The organism is Serratia sp. CY84636 (genome assembly GCF_052166245.1).
In the GTDB taxonomy this organism is placed as follows: domain Bacteria; phylum Pseudomonadota; class Gammaproteobacteria; order Enterobacterales; family Enterobacteriaceae; genus Serratia; species Serratia nevei.
In genome coordinates this window covers 43,657-64,420 of sequence record NZ_JBJNOX010000002.1, presented here as the reverse complement: position 1 = coordinate 64,420, position 20,764 = coordinate 43,657, and the positions used below count along the sequence as shown (strand labels likewise).

The window sequence follows — 20,764 nt, the reverse complement described above, 5'->3', positions numbered from 1 at the left end:
TTCGTTACAAAACAAAGGCCAGCATCGCTGGCCTTTCGCATTTTTTAATATTGACGCACGTCACAAAGTTCCCTAAAAATTACATTTGGTTACACATACTTTCTCTTTGCAACCTGATTGGGACATTGGTATCATTTTCGTCCTAGATTAACCCGCCTGTGAATGGAACACTGCGTTCAGACACAGGACGACACCAATCTATCAACAATAGTTCCCAAAGAATTATTGGCGGCAGTGGCAAAGGTGTCCGAATAACACCAATGAGGGTAATAATGATGAAGCGCAACATTCTTGCAGTGGTTATCCCGGCTCTGTTGGCTGCTGGTGCAGCAAACGCAGCTGAAATCTACAACAAAGACGGCAACAAGCTGGATCTGTACGGCAAAGTTGACGGTCTGCACTACTTCTCCAAAGACAAAGGTAATGACGGCGATCAGACCTATGTTCGTTTTGGCTTCAAAGGTGAAACCCAAATTACTGACCAACTGACCGGTTACGGCCAGTGGGAATACAACGTTCAGTCCAACCACTCCGAGTCTCAGGGCACCGAAGGTACCAAAACCCGTCTGGGCTTCGCCGGTCTGAAATTCGCTGACTACGGCTCCTTCGACTACGGCCGTAACTACGGCGTACTGTACGACGTGGAAGGCTGGACCGATATGCTGCCAGAGTTCGGTGGCGATACCTACACCAACTCCGACAACTTCATGACCGGCCGTACCAACGGCGTTGCGACCTATCGTAACAACAACTTCTTCGGTCTGGTTGACGGCCTGAACTTCGCTCTGCAATACCAGGGCAAGAACCAGAACGACGGTCGTGACGTTAAGAAACAGAACGGCGACGGCTGGGGTATCGCCTCTACTTATGACATCGGCGAAGGCGTAAGCTTCGGCGCTGCATACGCTTCTTCCAACCGTACCGACGATCAGAAACTGCGTTCCAACGAGCGTGGCGACAAGGCTGACGCATGGACCGTGGGCGCGAAATACGACGCCAACAACGTTTACCTGGCGGCCATGTACGCAGAAACCCGTAACATGACTCCATTCGGCGGCGGTGACTTCACTAACACCTGTGCTGCTTCTGAAAAATGCGGCGGCTTCGCCAGCAAAACTCAGAACTTCGAAGTGACTGCTCAGTACCAGTTCGACTTCGGTCTGCGTCCAGAAGTGTCTTACCTGCAGTCTAAAGGTAAAAACCTGAACGTCCCAGGCGCGGGTTCTGACCAGGATCTGGTTAAATATGTTTCTGTTGGTACCACTTACTACTTCAACAAAAACATGTCCACCTACGTTGATTACAAAATCAACCTGCTGGATGACAACGCGTTCACCAAAGCAACCGGCACCGCTACTGACGATATCGTAGCTGTTGGTCTGGTGTACCAGTTCTAAGTTGTCTCGCTTAACGGCGGTTTACCGTCGGCTAAGTTAAAAAAACAGGGCCTCGGCCCTGTTTTTGTTTGTGTCAGCCGGTAACTTTTTATTCTGCCAATTTCTCCTTCCCCATCATTTTTTCTGCCTAATACTCCCCCTTCGCAAGATCGCGGTGTTTTTGTCGCAAACGGTTGGCAAAGCCGGTAACTGGCGTTACCCTGATGCTTCTGTCTGCTTAACTCCGAGATTTGGAAGCACCTGACATGTTTGAAAAAATCACCGCCGCACCCGCCGACCCGATCCTGGGCCTGACCGACATTTTCCGCGCCGACGCCCGCCCGAATAAAATCAATTTAGGGATTGGCGTTTATAAAGACGAAACCGGTAAAACCCCGGTGCTGACCAGCGTAAAAAAAGCTGAGCAGTATCTGCTGGAAAATGAGACCACCAAAAACTATCTCGGTATTGAGGGCATCCCGGCGTTCGCCAGCTGCACGCAAGCGCTGTTGTTCGGCAAAGAGAGCCCGATCGTCGCCGATCGTCGCGCGCGCACCGCACAGACGCCAGGCGGCACCGGCGGCCTGCGCGTGGCGGCAGACTTTATCGCTAACCAGACCAGCGCCAAACGCATCTGGATCAGCAACCCAAGCTGGCCGAACCACAAGAACGTCTTTAGCGCCGTGGGCCTGGAAGTGCTGGAATACGCCTACTACGACGCCGCCAACCACGCGTTGGATTTCGACGGCCTGCTGAACAGCCTGAAACAGGCGCAGGCCGGCGATGTGGTGCTGTTCCACGGCTGCTGCCATAACCCGACCGGTATCGATCCAACGGCGGAGCAGTGGGCGCAGCTGGCCGAACTTTCCGTCGCCAACGGCTGGCTGCCACTGTTCGACTTCGCTTATCAGGGCTTCGCCAATGGACTGGAAGAGGATGCGCAGGGCCTGCGTATTTTCGCCGCCAAACATAAAGAGCTGATCGTCGCCAGTTCCTACTCGAAAAACTTCGGTCTGTACAATGAGCGCGTCGGCGCTTGCACCATTGTGGCTGCCGATGCCGAAACCGCCGATCGCGCCTTCAGCCAGGTGAAAGCGGCGATTCGCGCCAACTATTCCAACCCGCCGTCACACGGTGCGGCCGTGGTCGCCACCATTCTGGGCAACGACGCGCTGCGCGCGATGTGGGAGCAGGAACTGACCGACATGCGCCAGCGTATTCACCGCATGCGTCAGCTGTTTGTGAACACCCTGCAGGAGAAAGGCGCGCAGCAGGACTTCAGCTTCATCATCCAGCAGAACGGCATGTTCTCGTTCAGCGGCCTGACCAAAGAACAGGTGCTGCGTCTGCGCGAAGAGTTCGGCGTCTACGCCGTGAACTCAGGCCGGGTGAACGTGGCTGGCATGACGCCGGACAACATGGCGCCGCTGTGTGAAGCCATCGTCGCCGTGCTCTAAAAGCATCGACGCAGGTCATAAAAAAAGGGGCGCTCTATGCGCCCCTTGATTTTTCCTGCCGGGAAATAATCGTTACCACACCGCCGGCTCTTCGCGCAGGAACGGGTTGGTCTGGCGCTCGTGGCCGAAGGTCGACATCGGGCCATGGCCGGGAATAAAGCGCATGTCGTCGCCCAACGGCAGCAGTTTGGTACGAATAGAGGCAATCAGCGCCTGATGGTCTCCGCGCGGGAAGTCGCTGCGCCCCACGCCGCCGTTAAACAGCACGTCGCCCACCAGCGCCAAACGCGCCTGCTCATTGATAAAGACGATGTGGCCCGGCGTATGCCCAGGACAGTGCAGCACCTTGAGCGTCATCTCGCCCACCTGCATCTCATCGCCTTCCAACAGCCAGCGGGTCGGCGTCAGCGGCGCGCACTCTTCCAGTCCAAACATCCGGCTCTGCGCCGGCAAACCGTCCAGCCAAAACGCGTCTTCTTTATCCGGGCCGTAGATCGGCACCTGATAATGGTCCGCCAGCTCCGCCGCCGCACCGACGTGATCCAAATGGCCGTGCGTCAGCAAAATCTGAGTGATCGTCACCCCCTGCCGCGCGACTTCCGCTTTGATTTTCTCGGCTTCACCGCCGGGATCGACCAACGCCGCCTGCTGCGTGTTTTCGCACCAAATCAGGCTGCAATTCTGGCTAAAGGCGGTAACGGGAATAAGATGGTATTTCATAAGGCTCCAACGACAATAACGCCGCATCCGCAAGGGGCGGCGTTATTCACTGATGGCACAGCGATTACCAGGTCCGAACCGGGCCGGTATCGATGTGTACGAAGTTGCTACGTGGGTAATATCCTACACCACCGGCGCGCATTTTTAACGCCGCTTTACGGATATTACTCAATTGGATGCCTTCGATATGGAAATCCATCGCTTGGCCTTTGGTGTGGTAGCTGTGCTTGGCCACGCCGCGGCTATGCGCACGCAGTTCGTTGTTGGTATCTACGGAACGGTATCCGGAGATCAGCTGCACCGGCTTGCTGGTGCCCAGCAGCCCCTGCAGGCGATAGAGGTGATCAAACAAGCGGGGATCGATCGATTTAACCTTGTTGGCGCGATAATCGCGGAACAGATGATTTAGCCGCACCAACTCTTCTTTATTGTAACCTTTGCCGTCAAAGAACTCGGCTTTAATAGATTCACCGGTATTCAGGTTATTCAACACTAAAATACGCGGTCGAGCGGTGGAAAGACTGGCAAACGCCTGCCCTGGAAGCAGCGCTATGCCCATAGCGGCGCCACCTAGCGCCAGCCATTTACGGCGGTGATGATCAATTTTGTCCATGACTCTGTTAAACCCGGCAAGAATGTCAAAATAAATGCACAAAGCAGCGCACTGTCCGAACCATAACCGCCTGCGTATGCTGAGTCAACCCGCGATACGCCTAGGTTTACAGGCCCCCGGCGACGAGGGCCTGCGGTATAGCCAAACATTCTGACCGTTATTTATTTATAATTACTGCATTTACTGCATTAATTTTTTGGCCTGAGCCAAAATTTGTGCGCCCGATCGCACCGTATTATCATAATTGTAAATATCTGTACGGAATTGCGGTTGGCCGTCATCCGAAACCCAGGCGGTCAGATAATACAGTTTTACGGGAATACGCTGGCGAATATTCACATAAGTGGTATTCCCCTCTTTCAGCGTGGAAGACACGCGGCTGTTGTTCCAGCCTGCGTCCTGCAGCAGCATATTCGCCAAATCGGAAGCCTTGTTCACCCGCACGCAGCCGGAGCTGAGCGCACGGATATCTTTCTGGAACAGGCTGTGGTTCGGGGTATCGTGCAGGTAGATGGCGTCCGAGCTCGGCATATTGAACTTGAAGCGCCCCAGCGAGTTGGTGGCACCCGGCGCCTGACGGACGCGATACGGGAAATTGCGCGCAGAAACCATGCTCCAGTCGATCATCGACGGGTTGATCACTTCCGCATCGTTGCTCCAACCCGACAGCACCGTATAGCCGTGTTTCTGGAAGTAATTACCGTCGCGCATCGCCTTCGGCACAATGTCCTCGCGCACCAGCGTGGTCGGCACATTCCACGGCGGGTTGACCACCACGTTGTTCAACGCGCTGCTCATCAGCGGCGTCTTACGGCTCGGCCGCCCGACGATAACGCGGGAAGACAGCACTTCATTGCCGTTCTGGTAGTAGGTCAGCGAGTAGTTGGGAATATTCACCATAATGCCGGTGCCGACATGCCCCGGTAAAATTCGCAGGCGTTGGATATTCAACGCCAGCAGCGCGGCGCGGGTTTTCGGTGACACGTTGAGCCACTCACGGGTGCGCACGCCGATCACGCCGTCCGCCGTCAACCCCTGCCATTTCTGGAAGCGCTTGACGCCCTCCACCAGCTCATTGGTATAAAGATTGTCACTCACCACGCTGCCAATCTGCGGCGGCGTCTGCTCCGCAGTCAACTCCGTTACCGGCGCCGCCGATGGGCTGACCGTCACGCGGCTTTTCTCTTCGTCTACCGTCAGCCCGCCGTCGTCGGGCTCATTGCTCTTCGCCGAAACCACCGCCGGTTCCGGCTCCGCTTCCGGCGCCGAGGCGGCCAGCATGCCGGTACGCGTCAGGATCTCACGCAGCGCCGGGATATCGTTGCTCATTTGGCCTGGGCGCAGGCTCGGGCCGCTGCCCACCTGTGGCCACGGACGATTGTCCGCCAGCATGTCGCGCAGCGCCTGATGCATCTTGGCGTATTGCGGATGCTGCGGCGCGAGCGAATTCACATAGCTCAGGGTACGCGCCTGGCGCACCGCCAGCTGCCATTGGTTGATCACCGCGGTGGGCGGCAAGCCAAGCTTGTAGGGAATATTGCTGTACAGCCAGTTGTTGCCGTTGGCACCGATGGCAGAGACGAACTGCAAATAGCCCAGCATCGCATCGGACAGCACCGCATCGCGGCCCGCTTCACTGAGCGCCGGATCGGTCAACATCTTCACCCATTGGGTAAACTGCGGCTGCACGCCGGACATCGCCAGTTCGGCCAGCTGCTGCTGAAACTGCTGAACGGCTTCGCGATCCTGCCACATCGGCTGCATGTGATTCGCCGCATACAGCGGTGCCAGCGTGGAAAGGTAGTGCAAATCCATGCCGCGCGGCAACGCGGCCAGCAGCTCAGAACGGCTCTGCGCAACGGACATGCCTGCTGATGCCACCGGCAACGCCGTAACGGTAGCCGATGCGGAAAACGACGACACAAGACTACAGGCGATAGCGCCACTCAGCGCCAAACGTCGTAGAGAGTTTCCCTTTTTAAGCAACATCCCTTGCCCCCTGTATGCTCACAAAAAAAACGTCAAAAACTGCATATAGTTTCAGTATACAAACAGAAAGGCCGTTTCGCCCTGCGGGCGTCGAATAACTGTTTATGTGATTAAACTAACCGCTTTTCAACGGATAAAAAAGCAGGACTATCATCCACGCGCACAAAAAAATAGCCACCCTGCGGCGGCTATTTTCGGATTTTTAGGGCGTTTTTCTGCGTTACGGCGTTTCAACCGGCGCAGTACCCAGCGCCGGCGGCTCGCCGGCGAAACCGCGCAGCCCCACCACGTGCACATGCTCGTGGTTCTGGAACACTTTACGCACCAGTTTATAGGTGGTGCCCTTCTCCGGACTGATGTTTTCCGGCGCCGCGATGATCAGCTGCATCTCCAGACGGTCGCACAGTTCGAACAGCGTAGCGATCGACTTGGCATCCAGACGCGCCGCTTCATCGAGGAACAGCAGGCGACACGGCGAGATGTCTTTACCGCGCAGGCGGCGGGATTCTTCTTCCCAGCTCTGCACCACCATCACCAGGATTGACATCCCGGTACCGATGGCTTCACCGGTAGACAACGCGCCGCTTTCCGCACGCAGCCAGCCGTCGGAGCCACGGTATACCTCCACTTCCATCTCCAGGTAGTTGCGGTAGTCCAGCAACTCCTCGCCGATGGTCTGTGGCGTGCGCTGCCCCATGTCGATCTGCGGATTCAGGCGCTGATACAGCTTGGCCAACGCTTCGGAGAAGGTCAGACGGTTGCTGTTGAACAGATCCTGATGCTGTTCCTGCTGCTCGGAGAGCACATCCAGCAGGGTGGCATGCGCTTCGCGCACATTGACGTTCAGGCGCACGCTCTTCACCTGGCCGAAGGAAACGGCCTGCAGACCCTGGTTCAGCATGCGAATGCGGTTCTGTTCGCGCTGAATGGTTTTGCGAATGATGTTGGCCACGCTTTTCGAACTGATCGCCAGCTTCTGCTCGCGCGTGGTCAGCTCTTCGGTCAGACGGCCCAGCTCAATTTCCATCTGTTCGATGGCCTCGACCGGATCGTCGGTGCGGATGATGTCCTGACGGATGCGCTCGCGCAGGTGCTGGTACACCGCGATATAGAACTGAATCTTACGCTCCGGCCGCTTCGGATCTTCCGACAGGCGCAGCACATCGCGCAGGTGTTCGTTGTCCGCCACGGCCAGACGCAGCGCACCGAGCGCCTTATCCGACATCGAGCGCAGCTCGTCGCCATCCATATACGCCAGCTCGCGGCGGTGCAGGCGGCGTTCCACGCCGTTGTCTTTCACCAGGCGCATCACCGCGCACCAGCCCGCCTTGGCGGTCACCACCTGCTCACGCAGCTGATGATAATCGCGTTCCAGCTTGCGCAGTTTCTTCTGCAGGCCGTCCATTTCGGCTTCGCAGAAGGTCAGCTGCTTCTCCAGCTGGTTGCGGCGAGCGCGGTTGTTGCTCAGCGCCGCATGCAGTTCGTCGCGACGCGCACGGGCGCGCGCTTCGGCATTGGCGTCGGCCTGCACGCCGATGTCCACCAGCTCTTGGCTCAGCTCTTTCAGCATGTCGCGCTTGGCGTCGTACGAGCTTTTCAGCGAGGCCAGCACCTGGCTGTACTGGGTGAACTGGGTTTGATACTGACGCAGTTGCTCACGGGCGCGGGCGCGTTCGGCTTCCGCCTGCTCCAGACGCTGGCGCAGCTTATCGTTCAGATCGTTGTTGGCATTCTGCATGCCGGCAGAATCGGTGTAGCTGAAGTGCGCACGACGCTGCACCACTTCAGTGAGCGCGAACGCCTGCTGTTTAGCCTGACGCTGCACGCTTTGCGCCTGCGCGTAATCCTGCTGCAGCTGTTCATGCTGCTGCGGATCGCTCTGCAGCACCGACAGCAGCGGTTCCAGCTTGGTCAGCGACATGCCGTGCTGTTGGATATGACGCGCGGCGTCCTGCGCTTCTTCCAGCTCTTCGCGGATCTCGTCGACGCGGTCCTGCAGCGTTTCATCGTTCAGCAACGACACCAGCGGCATCAGGCGGTTGAGTGCGGAAATGCCCTCTTTGGCCTGTTCGTACTGCTGACGCTGCTGCTGGTTCTGCGCTTCGTGATTGTTCAGCGCACGTTCGATCTCGCCACGACGGGCGTTCAGGCCGCGGATCTCCGCTTCCGGGTCGGCGTCGAACGCCACCGCCAGATGGGTACCAATAAAGCGGCTGAAAGCCTGGTGCGAGCGCTGGGTTTTCTGCACGTCGAACGACAGCGTGGCGTAGCGCTCCGCCAGCGTTTCACGCTCGGCATGCAGCACTTCCAGACGATTTTCGCGCGCCGCGCGGCCGAACAACGGCACTTCCGGGTAACGGGAATAACGCCACTGGCGATCGGCGATCTTCACCACCACCGCTTTGTCCTGCTCTTCGACGGCGAACACGCTGTCATCGAACGACTGCGGATCCCCTTCGATCAGGTAGAGATCTTCCGGGCAATCTTCCAGCCCTTCCAGCATCTCGCGCACCAGCGACAGATCCGGCACCACGATGGCGTGGCGCGAAGGGCCATACAGCGCCGAGAAGTAAGGCGCATCGTCGATGGTGACGTCATCGTAAATTTCCGACAGCAGCACGCCGCCGAAACGTTCGGCCAGCGTGACCAGGCGTTGATCTTCCGCGCCGCCCGGCTGGCTGAGACGCTCGATCTGCGCTTCCACTTCACGCTTGCGGGCCGCCACTTCGTCGCGCTCGACGGTGGTTTCACGCTCGCGCTCCAGCAGCTGCTGCATGTATTCGGTCACCTGCTGGCTGTTTTCCAGCGGCTCTCCGCTCTGATCGCTGAGCTGGCCCAGGGCGTCCTGCGCCGCCAGCCACACCGGCGCGCGCGCCGTCAGCTCACGGATGCGCTGCTGGATTTGCTCCAGTTCCTGGCGCATCTCCATGCGGCGTTCGCCGGCTTCGCTGACGTTCTGCGACAGCGATTCCAGGCGCTCTTCCAGCTCCTGTTGCAGCATATCGAGATCGTCCGGCTGGTACTCTTGGCCATGGCGTTTGCAAAACTCTTGCAGCAGGCGCTCGGCATCCTGCTGCGAGCGCAGGCGCTGTTCCAGCTCGCTCAGGCGCAGACGCAGCGGCTGAACGCGCTCGGCGAGGTGTTGCTGCGAAGGCCAGTCGCGCAGCAATTCGCGCGCGCACTGCCAGGCTTCGCTGCGGCTGACCTGGCCGGCGATTTTACCCACCAGCTGATAGGCTTGCTCGAACTGGCCGTGTGCGGCGTCGGCCACGCTCAGCTTCTGTTCCAGCATCAGCAACGCTTCGGTCGCTTCCTGCTCGCGGGCCTGGAAGGTGTCCAGCCACTGTTCGGCGTTGTCGGCGGTCAGATCCGGCAATTGGCACAGCGCGCGCGCGCGCTCCAACGCCTGTAGCGCCTGCTGGTACTGAATGGCGCGGGTCTGTTGCACGTCGAGCGCCTGCTGGTAGTCGGCCAGCTGGCTCTTCAGCTCATCCACTTCCAGCTCGGCCGCTTCGGCCCGCGCTTCGTTTTCGGCCTGCTGCTCACTCGCCTCGGCCACCACTTCGTTCTGCTCTTCCAGACGGTAGGTCAGCTCTTCCAGATCGGCTTCATAGCGTTCGATCTTCTCCTGCTGACGCATCGCCGTCTGCACCAGATTCAGGTGGTCGCTGGCGGCCTGGTAATCGGTTTCCAGATCGGATTCGGCACCGCTCTGCTCGCCCAGCTCACGCGCCATTTCCACATGACGATACTGTTCGGCGGCCAGTTGCTTGCGGCTGCCCAACAGATCGCTGCGCAGCGCCAACGCGCCGTCCAGATGGATGCGGCGTTCGTTGGCGTGGCGCATATAGTCCGCCGCCACATAGGAGGTGGCCTCGGAGATCAAATGCTTGAACAGGTCGCGATCCGACTGGGTGACGCGGATCGCTTCCAGCGTCATGCGGTTTTCGCGCAGCGCCGCTTCCATGTCCTGGAACGCCTTGCGCACGCCGCTGTTTTCCGGCAGCAGGTAATCGCGCAGCGAGCGGGTGATGGCGCTGGAGATACCGCCGTACAGCGACGCTTCAATCAGACGGTAGAACTTGCTGCGATCGGCGGACGAACGCAGACGTTTCGGGATCACGCCCAGATCGAACATCAGCGAGTGGTAATCGGTGATGGAGTTGAACTGCTTGAACTGCACCCCCTCCATCTCTTCCACGCGATCCTTCAGCTCCTGCAGTGACAGCACGCGCGCCTGGCGATCACCTACGGTCTGGGTCAGCAGTTCGGTCGGCTGTACCGCGGTCGGCAGGCCCTGGATGGTGAAAGGTTTGATGTCGACCTTACGATCGCGCCCTGCCACCTGCTGCAGGCGCACACCGACCACCACGCGCTGGTGGCGCGAGTTGACGACGTCGAGGGTGGAGTAACACACGCCGGCGCGCAGCTTGCCGTGCAAGCCTTTGTCGCGCGAACCGCTGGTGGCGCCCGCTTCGGTGGTGTTACGGAAGTGCAGCAGCGTCAGGTCGGGGATCAGTGCGGTGACGAAGGCCGCCATGGTGGTGGACTTCCCCGCCCCATTACCGCCGGACAGCGTGGTCACCAGCTCATCCAGATCAAAGGTACGGGCGAAGAAACCGTTCCAGTTAACCAGCGTCAGCGAGCGAAATTTACCGCGTTCAATCATTCCTGTTCATCCTCTGCACCGTCAGGAGCGTTATCAACCTGCTGATCCTCAGCGTCATTCTCATCGTTCAGCGACAGGCTGGTTTCAACCGGCATCGCCTCGCCGTCGCGAATCATACGCAGCTGCGCTTCACGCGGATCGTCGCCGCTGCGCACGTCGGCACCAAAGCGGAACACCGCCTCGGTAATGCGGAACTTGCTGCTGTCATTGCCCATGAAGTAGACCATGCCGAGGCGGCGCAGGCGGTTCAGCGAGGTGCGCACCTTTTCGTGCAGCTTCTGCCGATCGAGATCCGAACCGGTGGAACGCTGGTTGACGAACTTCAGCAGCTTGTTCTCATCGGCCAGGCTCAGCAGCTCGTCGTACAGCTCTTGATGGCTGAAAATGCCCTCATGCGCCAGGCGCTCGGGGCTGAGATACAGGTAGCACAAGATTTTACCGACCATCATATCCAGCTCGGACAGCACCGAACGTGGGATCAGCGTGGTGGAGCGCGGGCGCAAATAGAAGAAACCTTCCGGCGCCCGAATCAGCTCGACGCTGTAACGGGTGTAAAATTCTTCCAGCTCATCCTGGAAATCCATTAAAAAGGCGTGGTTGTCCAGCTCATCGATACCGATGTGACGACCCGCACGCAGTTGGCTGTCCAGCGCCGGGAACAGCGAGTTGGACAGTGCCTTGGCCAGCTTGACTGGCATTACTTGTTCAATATTTGTCGATGACATGGGCCTGGACCTTGGCTCCGTAATCATTGATTGCCTGCCATTCCGCCGGCAACCCTGAGAAATCTGCTTCAGCCACACCGAGGCGCACTGCCTGGTCGACCACTAAGCGTGCCACGTCGAAATGACGCGCACGCGGATATTGCGCCAGATAATCGCGCATCACCGCTGCAAGGTTGAGCGGCATCTGCTGTTCCTGATACACCTTCAGCGCCTCTTCGATCATTGCCGCCAGCTGTTCGCGAATTTCGCTGAACTCTTCGAACTCCAGATCCGGCGGCAGTTCCCCGGTCACTTCCTCGCTGCGTAGCGCCAATTCTTCGTCGCGCATGTCCAGCAGACGATCGGCATTGGCATGGGTCAGCGCCCACGGGTGGTCGAAATAGGTTTGCACCGACTGGCGCAGGCGTTGGGCGAACACGCGGTTTTTATCCATATCGATAGCGGTACGGATAAATTTATGTACGTGGCGATCGTAGCCGATCCACAGGTCGATCGCCTGCTGGCCCCAGCTGATGATGCGATCCAGCTTGCTTTGCAGATCGAACACCAGCTTGTCGACGAAGCCCAGCTCCACGTTGCCGAGGGTCGCGTCCTGGATGCGCAGCAGGTTGGCCTGCAGCTTATCGCCCGCCGCATCCAGCGTATCCTGCAGCTCGCGCAGGGTGCCCGAGGTTTCCGACAGCAGCATCTCACAGCTGGAGATCGCCGCCCGCCAGTCTTTGCTCAGCAGCGCCGCGATGTCGTTTTTCACGCTCTGCTGCTGCTCGTCCATCACGCGTTGGGTCATGTCGATGCTGTCGAAGATTTCCGCCACCGAATATTTCAACGGCGCGAACACGTTGCGGTGCCAATGGAAATCGTCGCCGCCCTCGTCGGCGGCGTCGGCGGCGCGCTTGAGTTCCTGCGCCACGATCGACAGCTGCATCGACAGACGCAGCGTGGAGAATTCGCGTTGGCGAATATAGTAATCGGTAATGCCGATACCCAGCGGCGTGAGGCGGTAGATCGCGTTGCCGTCCGCCAGTTCGCTGGTAAAGCGGTTCAACAGGCGCTGGCGCACCATGTCGTTGATCGCATTGTTGGCGCGCATCGCCACCGTTTCATGCGTCTGTTCAAAACCCTTGCTGACATGGCGAAATGCATCAACCAGCTCACCTTCGCTCATCTCGCCGTCCAGCCGTTCGCCATTCAGGGTGGCGATGGCGAGCAGAAATGCGAGACGCTCCGTAGGGAGCGAAATAGAGAAATCATTTTTCCGTGCCCAGGCGACCAGTTCGGGTACTGTCTGGGAAAATTCACTCATAGTTCGTCCTTCAGGTTTGGTTTATGCGCCATGACGTGAATATAGCGCCCCAAACTCACGTACGGCTCCTGCCGGCAATAGTGCTGTTCAAGCGCCAGTAACTCTTCAAATTTTTGTGTTTGCAGCTGTCTGCTCTGCAGATAGTCGTGGAACACCCGCACGCCGGTTTTACCGCCGATGCGCATGCCCAGCTGTTCCAGCCAACCGTAGACCAATAGCGGATCGTGCGGATATTGCGGCGACAGCGAACGCTTGCGGCGCCGCCTGACCTCGGGATCCACCAGTTGGAAATTACCCAACACCACGTTGCGCATCAAGAGGCCGTTGGCGTTGAAGAACATCAGCGACAGCGCGCCGCCCGGCGTCAGGCAGTCATACAACGCCTGCAGCGCCGCTTCGGGCTCGGCGATCCATTCAAGCACTGCATGAAACAATATCAGATCAACCGGCTGTTCCAAATGTTGAGCGATATCCTGCGCAGAACTTTGTACGAATTGCATGTTCTGGCTCACACCTTTCTGCTCAGCCAGCTGCGCGGCGCGCTGGATCATCTCACCAGAAAGATCGCACAACAACACCTGATGTCCTAATTCTGCCAGCTGGCAGGCCATATGGCCTTCACCGCCCCCGGCGTCGAGGATGCGCAGCGGCCGCTGCGGCAACTGCGCCAGCAACCCGGTCAGATCCTGCCAAACCACCGCCTGGCGGATTTTTCCTTTCGTGGTGCCGTAAATATTACGCGCAAATTTTTCAGCAATATCGTCAAAATTGCGATCCTGCATGGACAACGGCTCCGCTGATCTCATTCTTGTCGGCGGCAAAGCGCACGCCCATTCAAACCTGCTATTTTGGCACAGACTGGCTTAGAATGTATCTTCTTGCGGCCTGTTTATGCCTGGATGCCGCTTTTTCACCCAAAAGGATCTGATTTTCGATGCTGTTCAACCTGAAAAAGTTCTTTGGCGCCATGCTGATGCCGCTGCCGCTGTTGATGCTGCTGATGGGGCTGGCGCTGCTGCTGTTGTGGTTCACCCGCTGGCAAAAAAGCGGTAAGACGATTTTTACGCTGAGCTGGCTGTTTTTACTGCTTTTCAGCCTGCAGCCGGTGGCCGACCGGCTGCTGCGGCCGATTGAAGCCCAATACCAGACTTATCGCGGCAACGATCCGGTCAGTTACATCGTGGTGTTGGGCGGGGGCTATACCTACAATCCCGATTGGGCGCCCAGCTCGAATTTGCTCGGCAACAGCCTGCCGCGCGTGACGGAAGGCGTGCGGCTTTACCTTGCGCATCCCGGCGCCAGAATGGTGTTTACCGGCGCATCCGCCGGCAGCATGCAAAGCAACGCCGCCACGGCGGCGCTGGTGGCCGAAAGCCTGGGCGTGCCGCGCAGCGATATGGTGATCCTGAGGGAACCGCGCGATACCGAGGAAGAAGCCGCTCAGGTCGCCAAGTTGGTCGGCGAGCAACCGTTCATTCTGGTGACCTCCGCCAACCATCTGCCGCGCGCCATGCGCTTCTTCGAGGCGAAAGGCCTGCACCCGATCCCGGCGCCGGCCAACCAGTTGGCGATCGACTCGCCGCTGAATATCTGGGATCGCGCCACACCGTCCTCGATGTTCCTCGGCCATACCGAACGTGCCTGGTATGAAACGCTGGGCAGCCTGTGGCAGTGGCTGAAAGGCGCGGATCGCGCCGGCGCCGAGTAAGGCCCGTTCAACCGGCCAGCCAGGGCAGCAGCTGTTGCGACGCATAGTCGAACGGCCGCCGCTCCAGCTTGCCGGTATGAACCAAGCGCCCTACCGCTTCCCACACCACATACAGCCAGCGCCGTGCCAGGAAAGCGTCGGCGACCGGCGCGCGCTGCAGATAGCGGAACAGCAGTTGGCTGGGCATACCCGCCTCGCACAGGCGAAAAAGATCGTATTCGCGCGGCGCCCACAGCACCACGCCGGGATTGAGCATCGCCAACAGCTGATCGCTTTTGGGATCCTTCAGCATGCTGCGCAGCGACAGGTTACCGTGCACCAGAACACAGGGATCGTCGAAGCCGACGAAGAAATGGGTCAGCGCTTCGCGCGTGCGGTACAGCAAACGCCGATCCGCCATGGTCAGCTGCGGGGTGGTGAGATTGACTACCGTCGCCCACAGCACTTCGACCCGCTGTTGATACCAGCAAAACCAGTCGTTCTCCTGCGTGCTGTCAACGCTGCCGACGCTGCCGTGGCTGTCGATGCGATGCCAGGCCAATATCCCGTCAACGATCTGTTCCATCAGCATGTTCCAGCGATCCGGCGAGCGCGTCGGCGCTTCAGCCGACACGCCGCGCAGGCGCTCGATCAGCAGGATTTCCTTATACGGCGTCTGTTGAGTACATACAACGCCGTACACCGTGGGCAGCCGAATATCCCCGTCGCGCGCCAGCATCGACAGCTTGTAAGCCTCCTGCTGGGCGATGCCTTGACAGATAAAGCTTTTCGCCATCAGCGGGATCGCGTTGCCCTGCCGATCGTACAGCGAATACATATGCGCATAAGGCTGCTCGCTCACCCGCTCCAGCCGGCTGATGGACTCACCCAGCACAATGCTCAGTTCGGCGCGTAACTGCTCCATAAGGCATTCACCTCAGGCTAATAAGGGGGGATGTAACATCATCGAACGGTGAGCGGAAAAATTCTTCAACGCAGATCAACAAAACGGGGAACAATCATGGGAGGTGTTGCATCGTCGGCGCGTTGCGCGGCGCGCCGACGAACTCAGGCTCAGGGTTGGATGCTGTCGCGCACGCGCTGGAGATCTTCCGGCGTATCGACCCCCACGCTCGGGATCGCTTTCGCGACCGCCACGTGGATTTTTTCACCGTACCACAGCACGCGCAGCTGTTCCAACAGCTCGATCTGTTCCAGCTGGCTCGGCGCCCAGCTGACGTAGCGACGCACGAAGCCGGCGCGGTACGCGTAGATGCCGATATGACGCAGCAGGCTGTCGCCGATGCTCTCTTTCGACGCGGCGAAACGCTCACGGTCCCACGGAATGGTGGCGCGTGAAAAATAGAGCGCGTAGCCCTGCGCGTCCATCACGACCTTCACCGCATTGGGGTTGAAAGCCTCTTCGGCGCTCTCGATCGGCACTGCCAACGTCGCCATGCCGGCCTGGCTGCCCGCCAGATTCTCTGCGACCTGACGCACGATCACCGGTGGGATCAGAGGTTCGTCGCCCTGCACGTTAACGATGATCTGGTCGTCGGCAAAGCCGTAGTGCGCGATCACTTCCGCCAGCCGCTCGGTGCCGGAATGGTGATCCGGGCTGGTCATGCACACTTCGCCACCGGCGGCTTCCACCGCTTTGGCGACTTCAGGGTGATCGGTCGCCACGATGACGCGGCTGGCGCCGGACTCGCGGGCGCGCTCCATGACGTGTACCACCATCGGCTTGCCGTGAATATCGGCCAGCGGTTTACCCGGCAAACGGGTCGAGGCGTAGCGGGCGGGAATAATAGCGATAAAACTCATGCGTGTTTCTCATCCAGCGACAGCGCACGCGCTTCATTTTCCAACAGCACCGGAATGCCGTCGCGCAGCGGGTAAGCCAACCCGTCCACTTTGCACACCAGTTCCTGGTTTTCTTTATTGAAATAGAGTTTGCCGTTGCATACCGGGCAGGCAACGATTTCGAGTAAACGGTGGTCCATGCATCCTCCGTAAGGGGATAGGTCATCTGGGAAAGGCTGTGAGGATAGCATAACGCCCGGCCTCAGGTTAATCACCGGTGGCGCCAACCCACCGATATTTCCTCATCGCGCGGGGGCAACCGCTTGAACTGGGGCGCATCCCGGCGTAGAATTTTGTGATACAAATCACAAAAAGGCCGTAATACGTGATCAAACGTCTGCATAAAATCATCGCTCTGTTCGCTAACTTCAGCCACTGAGCCCCTTTGTAACGAGCGGCGCTGAACTTCGTTTTACCCACCGACGGCGTCGTTCGTTATTCCACTTCCCAGCCGGCCCCCCATTCAGCGGCCAACGCCGCCGGAATGTCGCCCAGCGCGACGCGTTGTGCACCGTGCCATTTGGCCGTACGCGCGATGGCCTGCCGGATATCCTGCGCCCGCTGTTTGCCGAATCGCACCTGCGGCTCCGCATGGAAGCTGATGATCTCGAATACCCCCTGCCGACGGTGCGCCTTGGCGTCAATGCGCCCCACCAGCTCACCGCGGTGCAGCACCGGCAGGGTGAAGTACCCATAGCGGCGTTTTTCTTTCGGCGTATAACACTCCAGCCGATAGTCAAAGTTGAACAGCTCCAGCGCCCGCCGCCGATCCCAAACCACCGGATCAAAGGGGGACAGCAGGCTGGTGACCGTCGATTTGAGTTTGCCCTGTTCCGCCAGCGGCAGCAGTTCCGCCAGAGATTCATGCACATAGAACGGCCCTTCCAGCCCCTCTACCTGCACTGGCGTAATCTCCCCCTGCTCCTGCAGCTCTGCCAGCAAGGCTTTTGGTGCCACGCGTTTCAGCCGATAGTAATCTGCCAACCATTCGGCACGGAAGATGCCCAGATAGCGGCAGGTGCGCTGCAGCATTTGCCGGCGCGCCCGCTCCGCAGGCAGCGTATGACGCGCATCGTCCCAGCCCGGCAGCAACCTTTCGGTCAGATCGTAAACCCGGTGGAAGTTGCGACGTTCGGCCACCATCAGCTTGCCGGCGGTAAACAGAATCTCCAGATGACGTTTCTCCGGTTTCCAGTCCCACCATCCGCTGTTGCCCTTTTTCTCGGCGCTGAAATCGGCGGAGCGCACCGGGCCCTGTTGTTCGATGTGCCGCAGCAGGCTGTCCATCGCCGCCTGGTGTTGCTGCACCCAGTCGGCGGAATATTTCCAGCCCATATCATGAGGCGCCAACATGCGGTGCCGCAGCAGACCAAAATCCTCAATCGGCAGGAAACAGGCTTCATGCGCCCAATACTCGAACAGCTTGCGACCGGCAAGCGCCTGCTCCAGCCATTCCGACGGATAGGCCCCCAAGCGGCTGAACAGCACCAGATACGGGCTGCGGGCGACGACGCTAATGGTATCGATTTGTAACAGCCCCATGCGCTGGATCGCACTCACGACGTCATCGGGCTTGGCCTGGCGTTTAAGCGGAGAAAGCAGCCCCTGGGCGGCAAGGTGCAGCGCGCGAGCGGCGGTAAGGGAAATTATCGGGGTGGTCATCCTGATATCCGTGGCAAGTAGGCAGTGGCCTGATAATAGTGGATATCGAGGGATTTATCTTCGCCAGTGCTTGCGGGTGGCGACACCGGCACTGGCGAGGAAGGAGGGTGCGATCAGAACGCGATAACGTCTGCCGCGGACAGCCCATGCGAGCTGCGATAGATCGAGAACTCAACGTTCTGACCTTCGTTCAACGACTTATTTTTGGTGTTGGCGATAGCGTTGCGATTGACATAGATTTCGTCGCTGCCATCTACCGGTGAAATAAAACCATAGCCTTCGGCCTGATTAAACCATTTCACGCGGCCCATTTTTAATACAGTATTTTTAAACATAACTTATATCCTTTTACTTGAGCATCCTTGACAACGTCATTTTTTATATTGTCTGGACGCTACCAGCCCATCCTAAAGTTTTTCGTAACAAACCTCTCGTGAGCAAAAAAATAAAAAACCCGCACTAAGGCGGGCTTGTTGAACTTAATATCTTCCGCATGACTCGGCGCTAAAGCCTCACCATGGTTGTATTAAGATCTCTTATACGCGTTCCCTGTATTCTTACAGAGCAACTACGTTGGCGGCAGCCGGCCCGCGCGGGCTGTCCTGGATGGTGTACTCGACGCGCTGGCCTTCAGCCAGGGTCTTGAAACCGTCGGTCATGATTGCGGAGAAGTGTACGAATACATCTTTGCCGCCGTCGTGCTGCTCAATGAAACCAAAACCTTTGCTTTCGTTGAACCACTTAACCTGACCAGTCTTCTTAGACATTACATTTACCTTTAAATATATTTACAAAACCTGCCATAAGAGGCAATTGGGGCCATTTCAGAAACATTACTTATGGGAGGTACTTAGAAGGTTCGTCTTTGAAGCGGAATCGGATGATAACGTTTTTGGAGGAACTGCTTAACTCTAAACTCGAACATAAATAGGTCTGGATTACAGGCCGACTTGCATTTACTCATAAATCTGGTGAATGCACAAGAGGTTTATTGCATTAAATTCACTATTACGGCGAAATTATTTTTATCTCTCTGAATATGCATACATTAATTTACCGTTCACTGCGGCCAATCCTCTGACGGTCCTCCTCACTCAGGGTACCGTTTGTCCGTCTGTGCGCTGCAAATGAGAGCTAACGCATAAAACTCTAATATGCTTGGCGCCTCTATAACAAATCCCAAATCAGATGGCTAAACTTGAGGGGAAAACAAGGCAGACGGCTTTTTCGCCAGCACTTTTGCCGCTAAAAACACGATTTTTCAGATTATGCTGAATCAAGGAGCTATGCGCATGACCGCCCAGCAGTTCGTTTCACCTAATGAAATCCGCGCCAGATTCTCCCACGCGATGTCGGACATGTACCAAAAGGAGGTACCGCTGTACGGCGATCTGCTGGAGTTGGTGGCGGAAACCAATCGACAGGTTCTGCGCGAAGACGCCGCTCTGGCTCATCAGTTGCAAATCACCGGCGAGATAGAGCGCCTCGCCATGGAGCGCCACGGCGCGATCCGGGTCGGCACCGCGGATGAACTGGCCACCCTGCGCCGCCTGTTCCGGGTGATGGGCATGGCGCCGGTCGGTTACTATGACCTGTCGGTAGCGGGCGTTCCGGTGCACTCCACCGCTTTTCGCGCCGTACATGAAGACGCGCTGCAGATCAGTCCTTTCCGCGTGTTCACCTCCCTCCTGCGCCTGGAACTGATAGAAGATCCCGCGCTGCGTGAGCTGGCCGAGCGCTTGCTGGCGCGCCGCCGCATCTTTACCGATCGCGCGTTGGAACTGATCGCGCAGCAAGAAGCGCAAGGCGGATTGAATGCAGCGCAGGCGCAGGAATTTGTCGAACAAGCGTTGGAAACCTTCCGCTGGCACAATCAGGCGACGGTCAGCGCCGAAGAATACCGGCAGTTGCACGATCAGCATCGCCTGATCGCCGACGTCGTGGCGTTTAAAGGGCCGCATATCAACCATCTAACGCCGCGCACGCTGGATATCGATCGCGTTCAACAGGCGATGCCCGGCCGCGGCATTACGCCCAAAGCGGTCATCGAGGGCCCGCCGCGCCGCCGCCGTGCGATCCTGCTGCGCCAGACCAGCTTCAAGGCGTTGGAAGAAAGCGTCGATTTCGTTGAGCACGACGGCCACGCCATCGCCGGCCACCATACCGCGCGCTTCGGCGAGATCGAACAGCGCGGCGTGGCGCTGACGCCTAAAGGGCGCGCCCTCTACGACCGCCTGCTGCAGGCGACCAACGATGCACTGCAGGCACCGCCAAGCGAGAAGAACGCCGAGCGCTACTATCAACTGCTGGAGGAAAACTTCCGGGCGTTTCCGGATGATTACGCCACGCTGCGCGAGCAACAGCTGGCCTGGTTCCGCTATTTCCCGACCGAATGCGGCCTGGCGGCCAAAGAGTCGCTGGATAAGCACAGTACCCTGGAGCAACTGATCGAGAAAGAACACGTTCGCTTCCAGCCGCTGGTGTATGAAGATTTTCTGCCGGTCAGCGCAGCGGGGATTTTCCAGTCAAATCTGGGGGACAGCCGCCACGCGCAGTACAATGCCGCTTCCAGCCGGGCTGCGTTTGAACAAGCGTTGGGCAGTGAGGTGATCGACGAGCTGGCGCTGTATCAGCAAACCCAGCAGCGTTCGCTGGAGGCCTGCGCGCAAGCCCTGGGGCTTGTCACGCTGGCATCCTGAG

General features: G+C 58.4%; 17 protein-coding genes. 4 read left to right on the top strand and 13 right to left on the bottom strand.

Annotation, left to right across the window (positions count from 1 at the left end; all coding sequences use genetic code 11):
* Positions 1 to 272 precede the first annotated feature (272 nt).
* Complete coding sequence (gene ompC / locus ACJ8QI_RS04675; RefSeq protein WP_311768233.1) at positions 273 to 1,397, top strand: porin OmpC; 1,125 nt, start codon at positions 273 to 275, stop codon at positions 1,395 to 1,397.
* Positions 1,398 to 1,642: 245 nt separating this feature from the next.
* Positions 1,643 to 2,833, top strand: a complete 1,191-nt coding sequence (locus tag ACJ8QI_RS04670) for an amino acid aminotransferase (protein ID WP_060440276.1) — start codon at positions 1,643 to 1,645, stop codon at positions 2,831 to 2,833.
* A 72-nt stretch (positions 2,834 to 2,905) separates the two neighbouring features.
* On the opposite strand, the gene ACJ8QI_RS04665 is transcribed toward ACJ8QI_RS04670, so the two are convergent.
* From ACJ8QI_RS04665 to cmoM, 7 genes are all read right to left on the bottom strand, one after another.
* Positions 2,906 to 3,553, bottom strand: coding sequence for an MBL fold metallo-hydrolase (locus ACJ8QI_RS04665; RefSeq protein ID WP_049195843.1), 648 nt, complete (start codon positions 3,551 to 3,553; stop codon positions 2,906 to 2,908).
* Positions 3,554 to 3,617: 64 nt separating this feature from the next.
* A complete protein-coding gene (locus ACJ8QI_RS04660; RefSeq protein WP_025302289.1) occupies positions 3,618 to 4,166 on the bottom strand; it encodes a YcbK family protein in 549 nt (182 codons plus the stop codon).
* Positions 4,167 to 4,346: 180 nt separating this feature from the next.
* Positions 4,347 to 6,155: a L,D-transpeptidase gene (gene ldtD, locus ACJ8QI_RS04655; protein WP_442532142.1), complete on the bottom strand. Its 1,809-nt coding sequence runs from the start codon at positions 6,153 to 6,155 to the stop codon at positions 4,347 to 4,349.
* Between the two features lie 220 nt (positions 6,156 to 6,375).
* On the bottom strand, positions 6,376 to 10,824 hold the full coding sequence (mukB, locus tag ACJ8QI_RS04650; RefSeq protein WP_442532141.1) for a chromosome partition protein MukB: 4,449 nt from the start codon (positions 10,822 to 10,824) through the stop codon (positions 6,376 to 6,378).
* Complete coding sequence (mukE, locus tag ACJ8QI_RS04645) at positions 10,821 to 11,549, bottom strand: chromosome partition protein MukE (protein ID WP_368906729.1); 729 nt, start codon at positions 11,547 to 11,549, stop codon at positions 10,821 to 10,823. Before mukE ends, mukB begins: the two co-directional genes overlap by 4 nt.
* Positions 11,530 to 12,852 (bottom strand): chromosome partition protein MukF, encoded by a 1,323-nt coding sequence (mukF, locus tag ACJ8QI_RS04640; RefSeq protein WP_004928228.1) that lies wholly within the window; start codon positions 12,850 to 12,852, stop codon positions 11,530 to 11,532. The genes mukE and mukF overlap by 20 nt, the downstream gene beginning before the upstream one ends.
* Positions 12,849 to 13,634, bottom strand: a complete 786-nt coding sequence (gene cmoM, locus ACJ8QI_RS04635) for a tRNA uridine 5-oxyacetic acid(34) methyltransferase CmoM (protein WP_015377334.1) — start codon at positions 13,632 to 13,634, stop codon at positions 12,849 to 12,851. Before cmoM ends, mukF begins: the two co-directional genes overlap by 4 nt.
* 152 nt (positions 13,635 to 13,786) lie before the next feature.
* Here cmoM and elyC point away from each other — a divergent pair, with 152 nt between their 5' ends.
* Complete coding sequence (elyC, locus tag ACJ8QI_RS04630; RefSeq protein ID WP_038880809.1) at positions 13,787 to 14,560, top strand: envelope biogenesis factor ElyC; 774 nt, start codon at positions 13,787 to 13,789, stop codon at positions 14,558 to 14,560.
* Positions 14,561 to 14,567: 7 nt separating this feature from the next.
* Here the strand turns inward: elyC and ACJ8QI_RS04625 are convergent, their stop codons facing one another.
* The 6 genes from ACJ8QI_RS04625 to cspE all read right to left on the bottom strand — a co-directional run bounded on the left by ACJ8QI_RS04625 (position 14,568) and on the right by cspE (position 18,831).
* Positions 14,568 to 15,464 (bottom strand): YcbJ family phosphotransferase, encoded by an 897-nt coding sequence (locus tag ACJ8QI_RS04625; protein WP_060421759.1) that lies wholly within the window; start codon positions 15,462 to 15,464, stop codon positions 14,568 to 14,570.
* Between the two features lie 149 nt (positions 15,465 to 15,613).
* The gene (gene kdsB, locus ACJ8QI_RS04620) at positions 15,614 to 16,363 is read right to left on the bottom strand and encodes a 3-deoxy-manno-octulosonate cytidylyltransferase (RefSeq protein WP_004928235.1); all 750 of its coding nucleotides are present in this window, start codon (positions 16,361 to 16,363) and stop codon (positions 15,614 to 15,616) included.
* Positions 16,360 to 16,542 carry a Trm112 family protein gene (locus ACJ8QI_RS04615; RefSeq protein ID WP_006320791.1) on the bottom strand — a complete coding sequence of 61 codons (183 nt, stop codon included), beginning with the start codon at positions 16,540 to 16,542 and terminating at the stop codon, positions 16,360 to 16,362. Before ACJ8QI_RS04615 ends, kdsB begins: the two co-directional genes overlap by 4 nt.
* A 295-nt stretch (positions 16,543 to 16,837) precedes the next feature.
* A complete protein-coding gene (locus tag ACJ8QI_RS04610; RefSeq protein ID WP_141958715.1) occupies positions 16,838 to 18,064 on the bottom strand; it encodes a winged helix-turn-helix domain-containing protein in 1,227 nt (408 codons plus the stop codon).
* Between the two features lie 113 nt (positions 18,065 to 18,177).
* Positions 18,178 to 18,399, bottom strand: coding sequence for a cold-shock protein (locus tag ACJ8QI_RS04605; protein ID WP_004928241.1), 222 nt, complete (start codon positions 18,397 to 18,399; stop codon positions 18,178 to 18,180).
* A gap of 222 nt (positions 18,400 to 18,621) precedes the next feature.
* Positions 18,622 to 18,831, bottom strand: coding sequence for a transcription antiterminator/RNA stability regulator CspE (gene cspE / locus ACJ8QI_RS04600; protein ID WP_004928244.1), 210 nt, complete (start codon positions 18,829 to 18,831; stop codon positions 18,622 to 18,624).
* A gap of 525 nt (positions 18,832 to 19,356) precedes the next feature.
* On the opposite strand from cspE, the gene hglS reads away from it, so the two are divergent.
* A complete protein-coding gene (hglS, locus tag ACJ8QI_RS04595) occupies positions 19,357 to 20,763 on the top strand; it encodes a 2-oxoadipate dioxygenase/decarboxylase HglS (protein ID WP_442532140.1) in 1,407 nt (468 codons plus the stop codon).
* The last annotated feature ends 1 nt before the right edge of the window (position 20,764 follow it).

Coding starts and splice junctions, on each gene's coding strand:
- ldtD (WP_442532142.1), bottom strand. CDS start 6,155: ATGTTGCTTAAAAAGGGAAACTCTCTACGACGTTTGGCGCTGAGTGGC.
- ompC (WP_311768233.1), top strand. CDS start 273: ATGATGAAGCGCAACATTCTTGCAGTGGTTATCCCGGCTCTGTTGGCT.
- kdsB (WP_004928235.1), bottom strand. CDS start 16,363: ATGAGTTTTATCGCTATTATTCCCGCCCGCTACGCCTCGACCCGTTTG.
- ACJ8QI_RS04615 (WP_006320791.1), bottom strand. CDS start 16,542: ATGGACCACCGTTTACTCGAAATCGTTGCCTGCCCGGTATGCAACGGC.
- ACJ8QI_RS04660 (WP_025302289.1), bottom strand. CDS start 4,166: ATGGACAAAATTGATCATCACCGCCGTAAATGGCTGGCGCTAGGTGGC.
- mukB (WP_442532141.1), bottom strand. CDS start 10,824: ATGATTGAACGCGGTAAATTTCGCTCGCTGACGCTGGTTAACTGGAAC.
- ACJ8QI_RS04670 (WP_060440276.1), top strand. CDS start 1,643: ATGTTTGAAAAAATCACCGCCGCACCCGCCGACCCGATCCTGGGCCTG.
- mukE (WP_368906729.1), bottom strand. CDS start 11,549: ATGTCATCGACAAATATTGAACAAGTAATGCCAGTCAAGCTGGCCAAG.
- ACJ8QI_RS04605 (WP_004928241.1), bottom strand. CDS start 18,399: ATGTTTAAAAATACTGTATTAAAAATGGGCCGCGTGAAATGGTTTAAT.
- ACJ8QI_RS04610 (WP_141958715.1), bottom strand. CDS start 18,064: ATGACCACCCCGATAATTTCCCTTACCGCCGCTCGCGCGCTGCACCTT.
- ACJ8QI_RS04625 (WP_060421759.1), bottom strand. CDS start 15,464: ATGGAGCAGTTACGCGCCGAACTGAGCATTGTGCTGGGTGAGTCCATC.
- cmoM (WP_015377334.1), bottom strand. CDS start 13,634: ATGCAGGATCGCAATTTTGACGATATTGCTGAAAAATTTGCGCGTAAT.
- hglS (WP_442532140.1), top strand. CDS start 19,357: ATGACCGCCCAGCAGTTCGTTTCACCTAATGAAATCCGCGCCAGATTC.
- ACJ8QI_RS04665 (WP_049195843.1), bottom strand. CDS start 3,553: ATGAAATACCATCTTATTCCCGTTACCGCCTTTAGCCAGAATTGCAGC.
- elyC (WP_038880809.1), top strand. CDS start 13,787: ATGCTGTTCAACCTGAAAAAGTTCTTTGGCGCCATGCTGATGCCGCTG.
- mukF (WP_004928228.1), bottom strand. CDS start 12,852: ATGAGTGAATTTTCCCAGACAGTACCCGAACTGGTCGCCTGGGCACGG.
- cspE (WP_004928244.1), bottom strand. CDS start 18,831: ATGTCTAAGAAGACTGGTCAGGTTAAGTGGTTCAACGAAAGCAAAGGT.